General features: G+C 70.2%; 18 protein-coding genes and 2 pseudogenes. 18 read left to right on the forward strand and 2 right to left on the reverse strand.

Annotation, left to right across the window (positions count from 1 at the left end):
* A pseudogene (locus tag K8V84_RS23070) lies at positions 1-117 on the reverse strand (ferritin); the annotation flags it as partial.
* 332 nt (positions 118-449) lie between these two features.
* On the opposite strand from K8V84_RS23070, the gene hisD reads away from it, so the two are divergent.
* The 11 genes from hisD (at position 450) to K8V84_RS23125 (ending at position 11,887) form a co-directional block, all read left to right on the forward strand.
* Entirely contained in the window at positions 450-1,685 is a 1,236-nt protein-coding gene (gene hisD, locus K8V84_RS23075) for a histidinol dehydrogenase (RefSeq protein WP_304078627.1), read from the forward strand.
* A 91-nt stretch (positions 1,686-1,776) separates the two neighbouring features.
* Positions 1,777-2,859, forward strand: a complete 1,083-nt coding sequence (locus K8V84_RS23080; RefSeq protein WP_304078607.1) for a histidinol-phosphate transaminase — start codon at positions 1,777-1,779, stop codon at positions 2,857-2,859.
* 40 nt (positions 2,860-2,899) lie between these two features.
* A complete protein-coding gene (gene hisB / locus K8V84_RS23085; protein ID WP_304078608.1) occupies positions 2,900-3,493 on the forward strand; it encodes an imidazoleglycerol-phosphate dehydratase HisB in 594 nt (197 codons plus the stop codon).
* Entirely contained in the window at positions 3,494-3,655 is a 162-nt protein-coding gene (locus K8V84_RS23090) for a hypothetical protein (RefSeq protein WP_304078609.1), read from the forward strand.
* Between the two features lie 14 nt (positions 3,656-3,669).
* The gene (hisH, locus tag K8V84_RS23095; RefSeq protein ID WP_304078610.1) at positions 3,670-4,338 is read left to right on the forward strand and encodes an imidazole glycerol phosphate synthase subunit HisH; all 669 of its coding nucleotides are present in this window, start codon (positions 3,670-3,672) and stop codon (positions 4,336-4,338) included.
* A 26-nt stretch (positions 4,339-4,364) separates the two neighbouring features.
* Positions 4,365-5,123, forward strand: coding sequence for a bifunctional 1-(5-phosphoribosyl)-5-((5-phosphoribosylamino)methylideneamino)imidazole-4-carboxamide isomerase/phosphoribosylanthranilate isomerase PriA (gene priA / locus K8V84_RS23100; protein WP_304078629.1), 759 nt, complete (start codon positions 4,365-4,367; stop codon positions 5,121-5,123).
* A complete protein-coding gene (hisF, locus tag K8V84_RS23105; protein ID WP_304078611.1) occupies positions 5,120-5,893 on the forward strand; it encodes an imidazole glycerol phosphate synthase subunit HisF in 774 nt (257 codons plus the stop codon). The genes priA and hisF overlap by 4 nt, the downstream gene beginning before the upstream one ends.
* 151 nt (positions 5,894-6,044) lie before the next feature.
* Positions 6,045-6,812 (forward strand): peptidoglycan-binding protein, encoded by a 768-nt coding sequence (locus K8V84_RS23110; protein WP_304078613.1) that lies wholly within the window; start codon positions 6,045-6,047, stop codon positions 6,810-6,812.
* Between the two features lie 203 nt (positions 6,813-7,015).
* On the forward strand, positions 7,016-7,756 hold the full coding sequence (locus K8V84_RS23115; protein WP_304078614.1) for a peptidoglycan-binding protein: 741 nt from the start codon (positions 7,016-7,018) through the stop codon (positions 7,754-7,756).
* A gap of 268 nt (positions 7,757-8,024) precedes the next feature.
* On the forward strand, positions 8,025-10,040 hold the full coding sequence (locus tag K8V84_RS23120; protein WP_304078616.1) for an ABC transporter ATP-binding protein: 2,016 nt from the start codon (positions 8,025-8,027) through the stop codon (positions 10,038-10,040).
* Positions 10,037-11,887, forward strand: coding sequence for an ABC transporter ATP-binding protein (locus K8V84_RS23125; RefSeq protein WP_304078617.1), 1,851 nt, complete (start codon positions 10,037-10,039; stop codon positions 11,885-11,887). The genes K8V84_RS23120 and K8V84_RS23125 overlap by 4 nt, the downstream gene beginning before the upstream one ends.
* A gap of 14 nt (positions 11,888-11,901) precedes the next feature.
* Here K8V84_RS23125 and K8V84_RS23130 read toward each other — a convergent pair whose 3' ends face one another.
* The gene (locus K8V84_RS23130) at positions 11,902-12,906 is read right to left on the reverse strand and encodes a sugar isomerase (RefSeq protein ID WP_304078619.1); all 1,005 of its coding nucleotides are present in this window, start codon (positions 12,904-12,906) and stop codon (positions 11,902-11,904) included.
* A 131-nt stretch (positions 12,907-13,037) separates the two neighbouring features.
* Between K8V84_RS23130 and hisI the strand changes: the two genes are divergently transcribed.
* From hisI to K8V84_RS23165, 7 genes and pseudogenes are all read left to right on the forward strand, one after another.
* Positions 13,038-13,382, forward strand: a complete 345-nt coding sequence (gene hisI / locus K8V84_RS23135) for a phosphoribosyl-AMP cyclohydrolase (RefSeq protein WP_304078621.1) — start codon at positions 13,038-13,040, stop codon at positions 13,380-13,382.
* Entirely contained in the window at positions 13,379-14,107 is a 729-nt protein-coding gene (locus tag K8V84_RS23140; protein WP_304078623.1) for a Trp biosynthesis-associated membrane protein, read from the forward strand. The genes hisI and K8V84_RS23140 overlap by 4 nt, the downstream gene beginning before the upstream one ends.
* Positions 14,107-14,394: an HGxxPAAW family protein gene (locus K8V84_RS23145; RefSeq protein ID WP_304078624.1), complete on the forward strand. Its 288-nt coding sequence runs from the start codon at positions 14,107-14,109 to the stop codon at positions 14,392-14,394. Before K8V84_RS23140 ends, K8V84_RS23145 begins: the two co-directional genes overlap by 1 nt.
* A gap of 274 nt (positions 14,395-14,668) precedes the next feature.
* Positions 14,669-15,070, forward strand: a complete 402-nt coding sequence (locus K8V84_RS23150; protein WP_304078625.1) for a CD225/dispanin family protein — start codon at positions 14,669-14,671, stop codon at positions 15,068-15,070.
* 91 nt (positions 15,071-15,161) lie between these two features.
* Entirely contained in the window at positions 15,162-15,665 is a 504-nt protein-coding gene (locus K8V84_RS23155; protein ID WP_304078626.1) for a DUF2752 domain-containing protein, read from the forward strand.
* Positions 15,666-15,835: 170 nt separating this feature from the next.
* Positions 15,836-16,642 (forward strand): indole-3-glycerol phosphate synthase TrpC, encoded by an 807-nt coding sequence (gene trpC / locus K8V84_RS23160; RefSeq protein WP_304078631.1) that lies wholly within the window; start codon positions 15,836-15,838, stop codon positions 16,640-16,642.
* Positions 16,643-16,890: 248 nt separating this feature from the next.
* Positions 16,891-17,216, forward strand: a pseudogene (locus K8V84_RS23165) (tryptophan synthase subunit beta); the annotation flags it as partial.

A 17,216-nucleotide genomic window follows, 5' to 3' on the forward strand; every position in this document is an offset into this window, starting at 1 on the left:
GAACCAGGCGGCGATCGCCACGTACTGGTGCGACGCGGTGAACTCGTGCCGGACCTGGTCGACCAGGAGTCGGTGGAACTTGGAAAGGCCGCTATCGCCGGCAGTGTTGGAAGTCATGGTTCTACAATAACGCATTCGAAAGCGTTATGGGAAACGCCGGAAACGGTTTCAGAATTTGTTAGGCAAGCCTTTCAGAAGCTTGCTTAGGTAAGGTGATCCAAAGTTAGGTGACGCTTATTCGGAGATTGTTCGGCGGTTTTATCCGACCTTGGGGCGTGAAGTCCGCCCGGTCGGGTTCATGCCGGTCGGACGGGTGTGGTGTCCATCATTCGGACACCACTGCCCACCGGTCGGGTCGGGCCCCCTAGACTGGAGTCGTGATCAGTCGAATCGACCTCCGAGGTTCCACAGGCGACCCGCGCGATGCCCTTCCGCGCGCCGAAATGGATGTGGCCGACGCCACCGAACGCGTCCGCCCCATCGTCGAAGACGTGCGCCATCGTGGAACCGAAGCGCTGATCGAACTCACCGAACGCTTCGACGGCGTCCGGCTCACCGATGTCCGCGTCCCCGAGGACGCCATCGAAAGCGCCCTGGTCGACCTCGACCCCGCCGTGCGCGCCGCGCTCGAAGAGTCCATCCGTCGCGCCCGCAAGGTCCACGCGGCCCAGCGCCGCACCGACCACACCACCCAGGTCGTCCCCGGCGGCACCGTCACCGAGAAGTGGATGCCCGTCGAACGGGTCGGCCTCTACGTTCCGGGCGGCCGCGCCGTCTACCCCTCCAGCGTCATCATGAACGTGGTCCCCGCCCAGGAGGCGGGCGTGTCCTCCCTCGCGGTCACCTCACCGCCCCAGAAGGACTTCGGCGGGCTGCCCCACCCGACCATCCTCGCCGCCTGTGCCCTGCTCGGCGTCGACGAGGTCTACGCGGTCGGCGGCGCCCAGGCCGTGGCGATGTTCGCCCACGGAACCGAGGACTGCCACCGCGCCGACATGGTGACCGGCCCGGGCAACATCTGGGTCGCCGCCGCCAAGCGCCTGCTCAAGGGCGTCATCGGCATCGACGCCGAGGCCGGCCCCACCGAGATCGCGATCCTGGCCGACCACACCGCCGACCCCGACTACGTCGCCGCCGACCTCATCAGCCAGGCCGAACACGACGTCGTCGCCGCCTCCGTCCTGGTGACCCCGGACGAGGCCCTGGCCGACAAGGTCACCGAACGCCTCGCCGAACGCGTGGCCGCCACCCGGCACGGTGAACGCGTCCGCGAGGCCCTCTCGGGCCCGCAGTCCGGCATCGTCCTGGTCGACGACCTCGACCACGGGCTGGCCGTCGTGGACGCCTACGCCGCCGAGCACCTGGAGATCATGACCGCCGACGCCCCGGCCCTGGCCGACCGGGTGCGCAACGCCGGCGCCATCTTCGTGGGCGACCACAGCCCGGTCTCCCTCGGCGACTACGCGGCCGGCTCCAACCACGTGCTGCCCACCGGCGGCTGCGCTTGCCACACCGGTGGCCTGAGCGTGCAGACCTTCCTGCGCGGGGTGCACGTGGTCCACTACGACCGTGACGCGCTGGCCGACGTCGCACACCACGTCATCACCCTGGCCGAGGCCGAGGACCTGCCGGCGCACGGCGAAGCCGTCGCCGCCCGCATGGACCACGGCCCGAACCGGGCCTGAGCACAAAGACGCACCCGACGGAAAGACGGGCGGAGCCGGCTCACACCGGTCCCGCCCGTCCCTCCCACGACCGACCACGAGTGTGAAACCAGTGAGCTTCACCCTGAACGACCTGCCGTTGCGCGACGACCTGCGCGGGCGCTCACCCTACGGAGCCCCGCAACTGGACGTGCCGGTGGTCCTCAACACCAACGAGAACCCGCACGCGCCCTCACCGGCCCTGGCCAAGGCACTGGCCGACGCCGTCGCCGGCGCGGCCCTGGGCCTGAACCGCTACCCCGACCGGGACGCGGTCCGGCTGCGCGAGGGCCTGGCCGCCTACCTCGGCCACGGCCTGACCTCGGCCCACGTCTGGGCGGCCAACGGATCCAACGAGATCCTCCAACAGCTGCTCCAGGCCTTCGGTGGCCCCGGCCGGACCGCCATGGGCTTCGAACCGTCCTACTCGATGCACCCGATCATCTCCCGGGGCACCGGAACGGAATGGGTGTCGGTGCCGCGCGACGCCGACTTCCGGGTCGACGTGGACGCCGCCCTGTCCGCGATCGCCGAACACGAGCCCAGCGTCATCTTCCTGACCTCGCCCAACAACCCCACCGGTACCGCCCTGGAAACCGGCGCCATCGAGCGCATCGCCCAGGCGGCCCCCGGCGTTGTGGTCGTGGACGAGGCCTACGCCGAGTTCCGCCGCGAGGGCACCCCCAGCGCCCTCACCCTCCTGGAGCGCAACCCCCGGATCATCGTCTCGCGCACCATGTCCAAGGCCTTCGCCCTGGCCGGAGCGCGAGTGGGCTACCTCGCCGCGCACCCCGCGGTGGTCGACGCCCTCCAACTGGTCCGTCTGCCCTACCACCTGTCGGCCGTCACCCAGACGGTCGCCGTCACCGCGCTGGAGTACGCCGACGAACTCCTCGGCGCCGTCGCCGATCTGCGCGCCGAACGCGACGCCCTCGTCGCCTGGCTGCGCGAACACGACTTCCGGGTCGCCGACTCCGACGCCAACTTCGTCCTGTTCGGGGAGTTCGAGGACCGCACCCGCCTATGGCAGGACATGCTCGACCGACAGGTCCTCATCCGCGAGATCGGCCCGCCCGGGTGGCTTCGCGTCACCGTCGGCACATCGCAGGAGATGACCGTCTTCCGCGAGACCCTCCTGCGGGTCACCGGCCGCTGATCCCGACCAGACTTCCCACCGCACCACCGAAAGAGTGACCATGAGCCGCACCGGACGCATCGAACGCGCAACCAAGGAAACCAAGGTCCTGGTCGAGGTCGACCTTGACGGCACCGGCGTCGCCGACATCTCCACCGGTGTCGGTTTCTTCGACCACATGCTCGACCAGCTCGCCAAGCACGGCCTGTTCGACCTGACCGTGCGCACCGAGGGCGACCTGCACATCGACTCGCACCACACCATGGAGGACACCGCCCTGGCCCTGGGCGCCGCCTTCCGCGAGGCCCTCGGCGACCGCGCCGGCATCCGCCGCTTCGCCGACGCCAAGGTGCCCCTCGACGAGGCGCTGGCCGAGGTCACCGTCGACGTGTCCGGCCGCCCCTACCTTGTGCACAGCGAACCCGAGGGCATGGCTCCGATCATCGGCCGTGACTACGACACCACCATGACCCGGCACATCTTCGAGTCCTTCGTGGCCCAGGCCCGCGTGGCCCTGCACATCCACGTGCCCTACGGCCGTAACGCCCACCACATCGTCGAGGCCCAGTTCAAGGCGTTCGCCCGGGCGCTGCGCTTCGCAACCGAGGACGACCCGCGCGTGAACTGGGTCCCCTCCACCAAGGGCGTCCTGTAGATGGACACCGACCTTTGGGGGTTGTTCCTCATCATCCTGGGCGGTTTCCTCGCCGGTGGCGTCTACGCGATGTGGCACAAGAGCCGCTCGGTCGCCATCGGCCTGGCCGTCTGCGTCGTGCTCGCGATCGCCTTCGGCGCGTTGCGGCTCGGCTACCTCTAAGAAAGGCACACCCGATGTCCTCACGTGTGGCCGTCCTCGACTACGGGTCGGGCAACCTGCGTTCGGCCCAGCGCGCCATGGAACGCACCGGAGCCGACGTCACCGTCACCTCCGACCCCCATGTCGCGCTGGAGGCCGACGGTCTGGTCGTGCCCGGGGTCGGAGCCTTCAGCGCCTGCATGGCCGGCCTCAAGGCCGCGGGTGGGGACCGCATCATCGACCGCCGCGTCGCCGGGGGGCGCCCGGTCCTGGGCATCTGCGTGGGCATGCAGGTCCTCTTCGACCGGGGAATCGAACAGGCCGACGTCAACGCCGAGGACAGCGCCACCGAGGGCTGCGGTGAGTGGCCCGGAACCGTCGAGCGCATCAAGGCGCCCGTGGTGCCCCACATGGGGTGGAACACCGTCACCCCACCGGAGGGCACGCGCCTGTTCGCCGGGATCGACCCCGGGGAACGCTTCTACTTCGTGCACTCCTACGGGGTGCGCAACTGGGAGTTCGTCGCGGCGAGCGACCGTATCCCGGCGCCCATGGTGACCTGGTCCGAACACGGGGAGCCGTTCGTGGCCGCCGTGGAGAACGGGCCGCTGAGCGCGACCCAGTTCCACCCGGAGAAGTCCGGTGACGCCGGCGCCCGGGTCCTGGCCAACTGGGTCGACGGACTCCAAGCACACATTTCGTGAACAGAACCGAGAACGAGAAGGCGAGTATGACCGGCGAGCAGACCACTTCCACTCCCGCCCTCGAACTGCTGCCGGCGGTGGACGTCTCCGGTGGGCAGGCCGTCCAGCTCGTCCAGGGCAAGGCCGACACCGGGGGCCGGTACGGTGACCCCTACGAGGCCGCCATGGCCTGGCAGAACGCCGGCTCCGAGTGGATCCACCTGGTGGACCTGGACGCGGCCTTCGGGCGCGGGCACAACCGCGACCTGTTGGGCGAGATCGTCGGTCGCCTCGACGTCAAGGTCGAGATGTCCGGCGGTATCCGTGACGACGAGTCGTTGGCCGCCGCCCTGGCCACCGGTTGCACCCGGGTGAACATCGGCACCGCCGCCCTGGAGCACCCCGACTGGTGCGCCAAGATCATCGCCGAGCACGGGGACAGGATCGCCATCGGCCTGGACGTGCGAGGCACCACCCTGGCCGCCCGAGGATGGACCCGCGACGGCGGCGACCTTTTCGCGACCCTGGAACGCCTGGAGGCCGAGGGCTGCGCCCGTTACGTCGTCACCGACGTCAACAAGGACGGCATGCTCAAGGGACCCAACCTGGACCTGCTGCGCACCGTGTGCGAGCGCACCGACAAGCCGGTGGTCGCCAGCGGCGGTGTGTCCAGCCTCGCCGACCTTGAGGCCATCGCCGGCCTGGTTCCGGAGGGTGTCGAGGGGGCCATCATGGGCACCGCCCTGTACGAGGGCGCGTTCACCCTGGAGGACGCGCTGGCCCTGGTCGGGGGTGGGCGTCGATGAGCCTGGCCGTTCGAGTCATCCCCTGCCTGGACGTGGACGCCGGGCGGGTGGTCAAGGGCGTCAACTTCGAGAACCTGCGCGACGCCGGCGACCCCGTGGAACTGGCGGGCACCTATGACGCGGGCGGTGCCGACGAGCTCACGTTCCTGGACGTGACCGCCTCCAGCGGCAGCAGGGAGACCACCTACGACGTGGTACGTCGCACCGCCGATCAGGTGTTCATCCCGCTCACCGTCGGGGGAGGAGTGCGCACCACCGAGGACGTGGACCGTCTGCTGCGGGCCGGCGCGGACAAGGTGGGGGTCAACACCGCCGCCATCGCGCGCCCGGAGCTGATCGGGCGGATCGCCGAACGTTTCGGCCGCCAGGTGCTGGTGCTCTCCGCCGACGTGCGCCGTGTCCGTGAGGGTGACGCCCCCACGCCCAGCGGGTTCGAGGTCACCACGCACGGTGGCCGCAAGGGCACCGGGATCGACGCCCTGGAGTGGTGCGAGCGTGCCGCCGAACTGGGGGCGGGGGAGATCCTGCTCAACTCGATGGACGCGGACGGCACCAAGGCCGGGTTCGACCTGGAGCTGATCCGGGCGGTGCGCTCTCGCGTGGACGTTCCGCTGATCGCCTCGGGCGGCGCGGGCGCGGTGGAGCACTTTGTTCCCGCCGTCGCCGCGGGCGCGGACGCGGTGCTGGCCGCGACGGTGTTCCACTTCGGGGAGTTCACCATCGCGGACGTGAAGAAGAGCCTGCGGGAGGCCGGTTACCCGGTCCGCTAGGGCGTGGGCCTCGGGCCGGTCGATGGATCGGTCCGAGGCCCACAAGAAATAATTACCATTCGTGGTCAAGGCGTGGCGCTAAGTTAACTCAGTTGTGATTCGTGTGAGCATGAGGCCGTCCCAAGCACACGACACGGGAGTTTGCACCATCATGTCCGAGCACTTCACCGGCGGAGTCATTCGTCGAATCGCGACCCTGGCCACCGCCGGGTTCGTCGCCCTGAGCGGGGCGGCCCTCCTCGCTCCCTCCGCGTCCGCCGACGACCTGGAGCGCACCCCGAGCGAGGTCTTCGAGCAGATCGAGGCCCAGAGCTGGCCCAACTACTCGATCGACAACCCCGGCCCCAGCGTCGACATCCGGTTCGCCCTCTCCTTCCTCAACGACCTCGGGTTCATCACCCCGGACCCCGGTGACGAGTTCACCGAGGAGGTCGAGGCGACGATCTCGGAGTTCGACGACCACTACAACCTCAACGACGACTCCACTCTGGAGTCGCAGACCTGGATCAAGATCCGCAACCTGCACTTCCCGAACGAGGCCGACGCCTACGAGGTCGGTGACCGCGGTTGGGCCGTCATCGGCATCAAGGCGATCCTCAACGAGAAGTTCGGTGCGGACCTGGACGAGACCAGCGGCCTGTACGACGAGGACACCGCGGCGGCGGTCGAGGTCGCCCAGGAGGAGCTCGGCATCGGCGTCGACGGCGCCTTCGGATGGCTGAGCTACAAGGGTGTGGTCACCTACCAGGGCGACGAGGACGCGGCCGACGCCTCCGCCTCCGACGTCGCCGTGGAAGAGGCCCCGGTCGAGGGTGCCGAGTCCGACGGCGAGGACGCGCCCGAGGCCGCCGAGGACGCCGAGGCCGGTGTCGTGACCGAGGGCACCGAAGAGGCCGAGCGCGAGCGCGCCCACCACTAGTTCGGCGACGGTTCCTCACCGTTGACGCGCCACGCGGGCCCGGGCATCCCAGGAGGGGTGTCCGGGCCCGCTCGCTTTCCGAAGCGTCGTTCGAAACGGGAAAATCTTAATCGTTATTGAAGCGTGGCGCTACATTGCCTTGTTCGTTATGCGTGTGAGCATGTTCCCGTCTCAACCACACGACAGGGGAGATTGCACCCATCATGTCCGAGTACCTCACCAGCGGTATCGCTCGTCGCGCCGTCTCGTTGGCCACCGCCGGCTTCATCGCCTTCGGCGGTGTCGTCATGATCGCTCCGACCGCCTCCGCCGACGACTACGAGCGCACCCCCGCCGAGGTGATCGAGCAGATCGAGGCTCGTGCCTGGCCCGTCTACTCGGTGGACCAGCCCGGCCCGAGCGAGGACATCCGAGCCGTCCAGTACTTCCTGGCCGCGCTCGGGCACAACATCCCGGAAGAGCCGGGGGACGAGTTCGACGAGGAAGTGGAAGCGCTGATCCTCGCGTTCGAGGAGGAAGCCGGGACCATCGAGGAGAACGGGGTCCTGGAGACCGAGACCTGGGTCAAGCTCAGGAACACGCTCTTTCCCACTGAGGCCGACGCCTTCCAGGTCGGGGACCAGGGCCCGGCCGTCGTCGCCATCAAGATCCTGCTCAACGCCAAGTTCGGCGCCGACCTCGACGAGGGCGACGACGTCTACGACGAGGACACCGCGGCGGCGGTCGAGGAGGCCCAGGAGGAGTCCGGGATCGGGGTGGACGGCGCCTACGGTCGTATGACCTTCAAGTGCTCCATCACCAAGCCCGAGGTGGGGGCGCCCGAGGAGGAGTGCGTCGACGAAGCGGCCGCGGCCGCGGCCGACGAGCAGGTCGACGAGAACGCGCTGGAGCCCATGGAGGAGCCCGACGACGCGGAGGCGCCCGCCGGCTACGGCTACCACTAGTACGCCACCGGCAGCGCCCTGACGACTGAGCGCCACACGGGCCCGGACACCCTCGAAGGGGCGTCCGGGCCTTTCCGATGGCAGGCGAACAGAAGTTCGCCCGGCCGGAATAGCCCGGGTGCATCCGGCGCTGAAACAATCCGGTGGAAGCTTGTCGGTGCCGCTGGATAGGTTGTGCGGACACCCCACGACCGATCCCGGCCACGCCCGGGCCCGTCGGGGTGCGAACACACCGGTTCACCGGTTCGGGACCAGAAAGCGGGGGCGCATGGCGCAGGGCACGACTACGGCGAGACCGGAGGAACGGGAGGACACCCCCGGATCCGATCCCGGGACCGCGTCCACCCGGGACACCCCCGGGCAGGGCCGGTACAAGCGGGTCTTCACCCGGGGCCTGAAGGTCCTGTGGGTGGCCGCTCGCACCGAACCCTGGATCTTCCTCCTCGCCGTCGGCGGCGCCATGACGCACGCCGCGGTCACCGTCGCCTCGGCCTCGGTCCTGGGGCACATCACCGACCACACCATCCTCCCCGCCTTCGCCACCGGCGAGGCCACCATGGCCGCCCTGACCGGGGCCGCCGGCCTGCTCCTGGCGGTGGGACTCGGCAAGGCCGTCGGTCTGGCCGTCCGACGCCTGCTCGCCGGCTTCATGCAGTTCCGCATGCAGGCCCGCTACCGACGCTCCGTCGCCCGCAAGTACCTCGAACTGCCGCTCTCCTGGCACCATCGCCACCCCACCGGACAGCTGCTCTCCAACGCCAACGCCGACGTCGAGGCCACCTGGCAGCCGCTCGCACCCCTGCCCATGGCCGTGGGCAGCGTGTTCATGCTGGTCATCGCCGCGGTCGCCATGGTCGTCACCGACCCGGTCCTTGCCCTGGTCGCCTTCGTCGTCTTCCCGGCCCTGGCCACCGCCAACGTCATCTTCCAACGCCGTGTCTCCCCGATGGCCTCCCGCGCCCAGTCGTTGCGCGCCGAGGTCAGCGGGGTCGCCCACGAGTCCTTCGACGGGGCCCTGGTCGTCAAGACCCTCGGCCGTGAGGACACCGAGACCGAACGCTTCACCGACGCCGCCCACCGCCTGCGCGACGCACTCATCCAGGTCGGCCGGCTGCGATCCATGTTCGACCCGTTCATGGAGTCCCTGCCCAACCTCGGCGTCCTCGCCGTCCTGCTCCTGGGCATGTGGCGCCTGTCCACCGGCGCCATCGAGCCCGGCGAACTCGTCCAGATCGCCTTCCTGTTCACCCTGCTGGCCCAGCCCATCCGCTCCTTCGGCTGGCTCCTGGGCGACCTGCCCCGCAGCGTCGTGGGCTGGGACCGTGTCCAGTCCGTCCTGCGGGCCGGCGGATCCATGGTCTACGGCGACCGGGTTCTGGAGCCCTCGTCCCGTGGTCTGGCCCTGAGCGCACGCGACGTCACCTTCTCCTACGCCGACTCCTACGACGTCGAAGGCGGCGGACGCGACCTCATGGACGACCCCGACGACCACGAACGCCGCACCATGGTCCTCAACGGCGTCGACCTCGACATCGCCCCCGGGCGCACCGTCGCCATCGTCGGTCCCACCGGTTCGGGCAAGTCCACCCTCACCACCGTCCTGATGCGCCTGGTCGACCCCGACACCGGAACCGTCACCTACGACGGCGTCGACCTTCGGGACCTGAGCCGCGATCAGGTGCCCCGTACCGCCGCACTCGTCCCACAGAGCACCTTCGTGTTCGAGGACACCGTCCGCGACAACATCACCCTGGGCATCGACGCCGACGACGAGCAGGTCTGGGCCGCCCTGCGCCTGGCCCGAGCCGACGGATTCATCGGCGCGCTCGACGGCGGCCTCGACGCCGAACTCGGGGAGAAGGGCACCACCCTCTCCGGCGGCCAGCGCCAACGCCTGGCCCTGGCCCGCGCCATCGTGCGCCGCCCTCGCCTGCTCATCATGGACGACGCCACCTCCGCGGTCGACCCGCAGATCGAGGCGCAGATCCTCGGTGGCCTGCGCGAACGCGACGACGCGGCGACCGTCGTCCTGGTCGCCTACCGACGCGCCACCATCGAACTCGCAGACGAGGTCCTCTACATGGAGGGCGGCCGCATCCTGGCGCGCGGTACCCACGACGAACTCCTCACCACATCGCCGGGGTACAACCGTCTGGTCACCGCCTACGAGCGCGCCTCCGCCGAGAACGAGGCGGAACGCACCCCGATCCCCGAGGAACCGGGGCCGGCCGAACCCCACCTTCGCGGACCAGGCACCGACTCCAAGGAGGAGAACACCCGATGAGCGCACCCACACGGACCCGTACCGACGACAGGTCGGCCCGGGACGCCGAGGCGCCGCGCCCCACGGGTGACCAGGCACCGGCCCTGCACCGCAGCGACGATGGCGCGTTCGGCACGATCAAGCGCGGCCTCCGACTCTCCCCGGAGTTCGCCAGGGGGCTGTGGCTCACCCTCGTCTTCGCCGCGGTCGCCACCGCCGGCAAGGTCATCGTGCCCATCGCCGTGCAGCAGATCATCGACAACGGCCTCACCGGCGAGGACGGCCCCGACCTGGCCTTCGTCACCCGCATGGTCACCGGCTGCGCCGTGCTGCTGGTCATCACCATGTTCTGCTCCTACCTGATGAACCTGCGCCTGTACCGGGCCACCGAGTCCGGACTGGCCACCCTGCGCCGCAAGGCCTTCCGGCACGTGCACGACCTCTCCGTCCTGACCCAGAACAGTGAGCGCAAGGGCGCCCTGGTCTCCCGCGTCACCGGCGACGTCGACCAGATCAGCCACTTCATGCAGTGGGGCGGGCTCCTCCTGCTGGTCAGCACCGGCCAACTCCTGGTCGCCACCACCCTCATGGCGATCTACTCCTGGCAGCTCACCATCGTGGTGTGGCTCTGCTTCCTGCCGCTGCTGTTCGGGGTCCGGTGGCTCCAAAAGCTCCTGTCCAAGGCCTACCTGAAGGTCCGCGAACGCACCGGTGACATGCTCGGCGCCATCGGCGAGACCGTCATGGGCGCCGCCGTCATCCGCGCCCACGGCACCGAGGAGCGCACCGCCGGCCGCATCGACACCACCGTCCTGGCCACACGCAAGGCCCAGGTCAGGGCCCAGCGGCTCTCCATGGCGGTGTCGCCCTTCGCCGAGATCGTCTCCGCGATCGCCAACGCCGCCGTCGTCCTGGTCGGCGTCTGGCTGGGTGTGGGCGGCGACCTCACCGCCGGGCAGCTCATCGCCTTCCTGTTCCTGATGACGCTGTTCGTGCAGCCCATGATGATGGCCACCGAGATCTTCAACGAGGCGCAGAACGCCATCGCCGGTTGGCGACGGGTCCTGGGCGTCCTGGACACCGTCCCCGACATCGCCGACCCGGGCGAGGCCGGCCGCGTCCTGCCCCGCGGGGCCGTCCAGGTCGACTTCGACCACGTCACCTACGCCTACCCCGAGGGTCCCGTCGTCCTGGACGACATCGGCGTGCGCATCACACCGGGCAGCCGGGTGGCGGTGGTCGGCGAGACCGGCTCCGGCAAGACCACCTTCGTCAAGCTGCTCACCCGTCTCATGGACCCCGACGCGGGCACCGTCCTGGTGGACGGCGTCGACCTGCGCGAGGTCGCCTTCTCCTCGCTGCGCAGCCGCGTGGTGATGGTGCCGCAGGAGGGCTTCCTGTTCGACAGCTCCCTGGGCGACAACATCCGCTTCGCCCGCCCCGAGAGCACCGACGTCGAACTGAAGGCCGCCATCACCGAACTCGGTCTCGCCGACTGGCTGGGCAGCCTCGCCCACGGCCTGGACACGCCGGTCGGCCAGCGAGGCGAGTCCCTGTCGGCGGGGGAGCGCCAACTCGTCGCCCTCGTGCGCGCCTACGTCGCCGACCCCGACCTGCTGGTGCTCGACGAGGCCACCTCGGCCGTGGACCCGCACACAGAGACACGCATCCAGCGCGCCCTGGACCGGCTCACCCGCGGCCGCACCTCCGTGGCCATCGCCCACCGGTTGTCCACCGCCGAGGCCGCCGACCGGGTCCTGGTCTTCGACGACGGTCGCATCGTCCAGAGCGGTTCCCACGACGAACTCGTGGCCCGCCCGGGCGTGTACGCGGACCTGCACGCCTCCTGGGTCAGCTCTTCGGCCTAGCGGGCACCACGCGGTCACCCACTCGAAGAAGTGCGCCCCCACCAGTGGGCGGCCAGCAGTTCGGCCACCACCGGCTCGGTCAACAGGCGCACGTCCGGGTCGCCGTCACCCGGATAGCGCAGGGTCAGCGCCGCCCCCGGCACGCGTTCGCGGTCGGGGGTGGCGCCCACCGCCACGAACGCGCCCCGCAACTGCATCAGGTGCTCGGCGAACCTCTGGTCGTACAGGGACCCGGCGAACAACAACGCCCGGTAGTCCGTCACCGCCGCGAGGTGACGATCGGTGTGCGACCACTCTCCGGTCTCCGCCTCGTAGGCGGGCCGAACCGGACCCCGGCGCAACACCTGCACCCCCTGCCCGGCCGAGGCGATCCGCTCCGCCGGCGCCACCAGATGCACGGCCGAGGGGGAGTCCAACACCCGAGTGGCCTCGGGCACCCACTCGGGGGCCTGGTCCAGCAGCGTCCCCACCGCGTTGGCCGCACGGAGCAACAGGCCGGGGAAGTTCCCGCTGCCGCCCACCGGTGCGCCCAACCGATGCCCCAGCAACAACAACAGGGCCAGGGCGTGCTGGTAGGCGCGGCATCCGAGCCCCGACGCCTCCGTCCCTGCGTGCAACGGCACCAGAAGGTCCGCGTAGCGCGCCACCACCGTGTCGGCGTCCGGCGCCAGCACCACCACGGGTGAGCGTCCCACGTAGCGGTCCAGGACCGTGCTCAGCTCCCGCTGACCGTCGCCCAGGGTCACCGCCACCACGAGGGTCTCCGCGCCCGCGGGAGGCTCCTCCACGGAGGTCGACGGGTCGGCGCTCGCCCCGATCCCGGCCCGTCGCAACCGCGCCGCCGCCACCTCGCACGCCCGCCGTGCCGGACCCAACGCCAGGAACCGCACCGAGGCGGGTTCGTCGTCCAACAGGGCCGGCAGCGCGGCGTAGGGGTCCCAACGAGGGAACCTGCGGGCCAGCGCGGCCAGCGCGTCGGGCTTGCCCGCCAGATCGGCGGCCAGGGACTCGGCGGTCACAGTGGGAACCTTCCAGGTCGTCGGGGACACGGGACGTCGTCGTACACGCTCGCACTCTAGAACCCGCGCGCACCCCCTCGTTGGCCGGTACCCGGTGAACTCCGCTCACAGGTCGCCCATAACCTGGGGGCATGAGCGTCACCAACCTCGACCCGGACATCGCCGCGCGACTGAAGCGGAACCCGGACGGACTCCTCCCCGCCATCGTGCAGCAACACGACACCGGGGAGGTCCTCATGCTCGCCTGGATGGACGACGAGGCCCTGCACCGCACCCTCACCACCCGTGAGGGCACCTACTGGTCCCGAAGCCGGGGCGAGTACTGGGTCAAGGGCGCCACCTCCGGTCACACCCAGCGTGTGGTGTCGGTCGCACTCGACTGTGACGGAGACACCCTCCTGGTGCGGGTCGACCAGACCGGTGCGGCCTGCCACACCGGCGACCACACCTGCTTCGACGCGGGACGGCTGCTGTGACGTCCGCCTCCACCTCCACCCGATCCGCGGGCACCGGACGCGAGTACGGGATCGTCACGCTCGCCATGGCCGCAGGGGCCGCCCTCATGCTCGCCGCGTCCGGCCGCGTGTGGGTGACCGGCATGCTCGGCTCACCCGGCCCCGTCGCCCCCGTTCCCGTCGAGGTCACCGGAGGCGACCTCACGGGAGCCCTCAGTGGCCTGGGCTGGGCCGGACTCGCCGGCATCGCCGGACTCTACGCGGCCCGCTCCTGGCCCCGACGCGTGGTGGGCGTCCTCGTCGCGGCCTGCGGTGTGTTCGCGCTCACCGCCCTGTGGTCGGCCACCCGGCCCGCCACGCTCACCTCGGCCATCGCCCATCTCACCACCGACACCGCCGGAACCGGCGAGGTCGTCGGCACCCCCGAGATCCACGCCCTTGGACCGCTGATGGGAGCGGCCGGAGCGGCCCTGCTGATTCTCAGCGGCCTCGTCGCCGTTGTGCGCGCCCCTTCCTGGCCCGGTATGGGAAACCGGTACGATCGGGACGCCGCACCGCGCCCGCAGAAGGCGGAGACACCCGCCGACCTGTGGAAATCCTTGGACGCCGGTGACGACCCCACACTTGACGCCCCGGGCGACGGCACGCCCGCCCAAGACCCACGGGCGGACCGAGCCGAACCCGGCGACGACACAGAACCCGTAAAGCCGACCGACCGGCCGGCCGAACCGAAGGAGAACCACTGATGGCCGACGCGCACCTCGAAGAACACGACGACCACGGCAACACCGTCTCCGCCTGGTTCCTCACCCTCTCCTGGATCGTGGCCTGGACCGTGGCCGCGGTCATCATCATCATGGGCGGCTCCCTGGTCACGTGGACCATCATCGCCTTGGGCGCCAGCGTCGTGCTCGCCGTGATCGCCGGTGTGATGAAGAAGGCCGGTCTGGGTCGCAAGGCACCGCGTCCGGTCCCGCCCACGCGCGAGGAGTGGGAAACGGGCCGTAAGGCCGCGGCCACGAGCGGCAACTAGCGACTTTCGGGCCGGAACTGAGAAACCGCAGCTCACAACGGATGAGTAACGGAAAATGGACGTAGGTCCCACGGGACGGGTACATTCTCAGGACCGGCCCTTTCCGCCGTGTTCGAAGCCGGTCGGCGCTGTCTCGCCGATCTGCCATGTTTCGAATCCGCCGGCCCGCCGTGTCTGGTGAGTCCCGACCTTGTACCTCGTCGGAACCACGTGTGCCCAGGCTGCATCACATCAGACAGAACCCCTTGTCCTCTTTCGGAAAGACACTCCACTCATGAGCTATGGTCCCCCGCCTCCCGGCAACCCCGGCCCGCCTCCCGGTGGCTACGGCACCGGTGGGTACGGTCCGCCTCCCGGCGGCTACGGCCCGCCCAGTGGGGGCCAGCCCGGCTTCGGGGGTCAGCCCCCGATCGGCGCAGGGCCGCCCAAGACGTACCTGTGGATGAACATCGTCGGTATCTTCACCTGCACCGTGGCCGGCATCATCGGCCTCATCTTCGCCCTCCAGGTGAACAGCAAGTGGCAGATGGGTGACTACGCGGGCGCCGAGTCCTCCTCCAACACCGCCAAGATCACCGGCATCATCAGTCTGGTCGGCCTTGGTCTGTGGATCGCCTACTTCGCCTTCGTGATCATCATGGCGATCGCCATCGGAACCTCGCCGACGTACTACTAGTCGACCGCGCGCCTCCCCACGCTCCGCCCCCGGCACCGCCGGGGGCGAAGTCGTTCCACCGGCCCTTCGAGGCCTCGGTAGGCTGGATCCCGTGCAGCACGAAGACACCCCCACGACGACGCCCGCCCGCCTCTCTCCGGCCGACCGGGTCGGGGCCCTCGGCGCGCGCGTCCACCCCCGAACCTGGCCGATCGCCCTGGGAGTCCTCGGCCTGGTCGGAGCGGCGATCCTGCACACCGCCGACCCCAACGACCCCGGCAACGCCTATCCGGGCTGCCCCTGGCTGGCGCTCACCGGTACCTTCTGCCCGGGCTGCGGAACCACCCGGGCCCTGGCCGCGCTCACCCACCTGGACGTGGTCGGCGCCGCGAGCATGAACATCCTGCTCATGCTGTGCCTGCCCTACCTCGCCTACGCCTACGTGTCCTGGCTGACCCGCTCCCTGCGCACCGCCCCCGGGCCCGGACGCGTCGTCGTGGTCAGGCCCTGGCTCGCCTGGGCGATCCTGGGTGTCTTCCTCGCCTTCTGGGTGCTTCGCAACCTGCCCTGGTTCTCCTTCCTCGCCCCGGGCACCCCGCTTCTGCCCGCCTGGTGACCACGAAACCTCCGACCTGCAGGGGGGCGGCGACCCCCACACGGTCCGGGGTGGATACGATGACCACCACACGGTGTGACGGCGACGCGTCCGAAGCCCGCCGAGCCGACCCGCGCCCCGGAGCCGGATCGGTCACCGTGAACCGATACTTCACGAGGGAGCAAGAACTGGTGAGCGTGCTCGACGAGATCCTCGAGGGAGTACGCGCGGACCTGGCGCAGCGGCAGGAGGCCCTTCCGCTGGACCGCCTCAAGGCCAAGGCCGAGACGGTGCCCGTCCCCGCGGACGCCGAAGCGGCCCTGCGCCGCCCCGGGGTCCACGTGATCGCCGAGGTCAAGCGCGCCAGCCCCTCCAAGGGGCCGCTCGCGACCATCGACGACCCCGCCGCACTGGCCCGCGACTACGAGGCCGGTGGCGCCACCTGGATCAGTGTGCTCACCGAGGAGCGGCGCTTCAACGGCAGCCTCGAGGACCTCCAGAACGTCCGCGCCGCGGTCGACACCCCCTTGCTGCGCAAGGACTTCGTGGTCAGCTCCTACCAGCTGTGGGAGGCCCGGGTCTTCGGAGCCTCGGCCGTCCTGCTCATCGTCGCAGCCCTGCCCCAGGAGGCCCTGGTCTCCCTGGTCGAGCGGGCGCGCTCCCTGGGCCTGACCCCCCTCGTCGAAGTCCACGACGAGGAGGAGGTCGCCCGCGCCCTCGACGCCGGCGCCACCGTCATCGGCGTCAACGCGCGCAACCTCAAGACCCTGGAGGTCGACCGGGACACCTTCGCCCGGTTGGCCCCGCTCATCCCCGCGGACCGCGTCAGAATCGCCGAGTCCGGGGTTCGAGGCCCGCACGACCTGCTGGCCTACGCCGGTGCCGGAGCCGGGGCGGTCCTGGTCGGAGAGAGCCTGGTGCGCGGAGGCAATCCGCGCGAGGCCGTCGCCGACCTGGTCACCGCCGGAGCCCACCCCGCTCTGCGCGACCGGAACTGACAGGGAACCACGATCGATGGGAACGACGACCACGCGCACGGAGCGGGGCACGCACATGCTCCCGCGCAGATGGCGATGGCTCTAGGGAGCCCGAGGACGCACCTGTCCGCGGGTTCCCGCCGCCGCGTTGACCCCTGACCATCCCGCCGCCGGAGCCGGCGGCGCACACCGGTCGACGCGCGGCACCTCCGCGGCGCGGACGCCGGCGGGGGAACGCCGCGGTCGGCCTCCTTCCAGGAGAACTTCCCATGAGCCACGCTCTACCGGTGCCCGACGACGGCGGACACTACGGCCGCTTCGGTGGCCGTTTCGCGCCCGAGGCCCTCATCGCCGCCCTCGACGAGGTCGAGACCCAATGGGCCAAGGTCAAGGACGACGCCGACTTCCAGGCCGAACTCGACCACCTGCTCAAGTCCTACGCCGGACGCCCCAGCCTGCTCACCGAGGCGCACAACTTCTCGAAGCACGCCGGCGGCGCCCGCATCCTGCTCAAGCGCGAGGACCTCAACCACACCGGCTCGCACAAGATCAACAACGTGCTCGGCCAGGCCCTGCTCGCCAAGCGCATGGGCAA

The sequence above is a fragment of the Nocardiopsis listeri genome, from assembly GCF_020741345.1.
In the GTDB taxonomy this organism is placed as follows: Bacteria; Actinomycetota; Actinomycetes; order Streptosporangiales; family Streptosporangiaceae; genus Nocardiopsis; species Nocardiopsis listeri_A.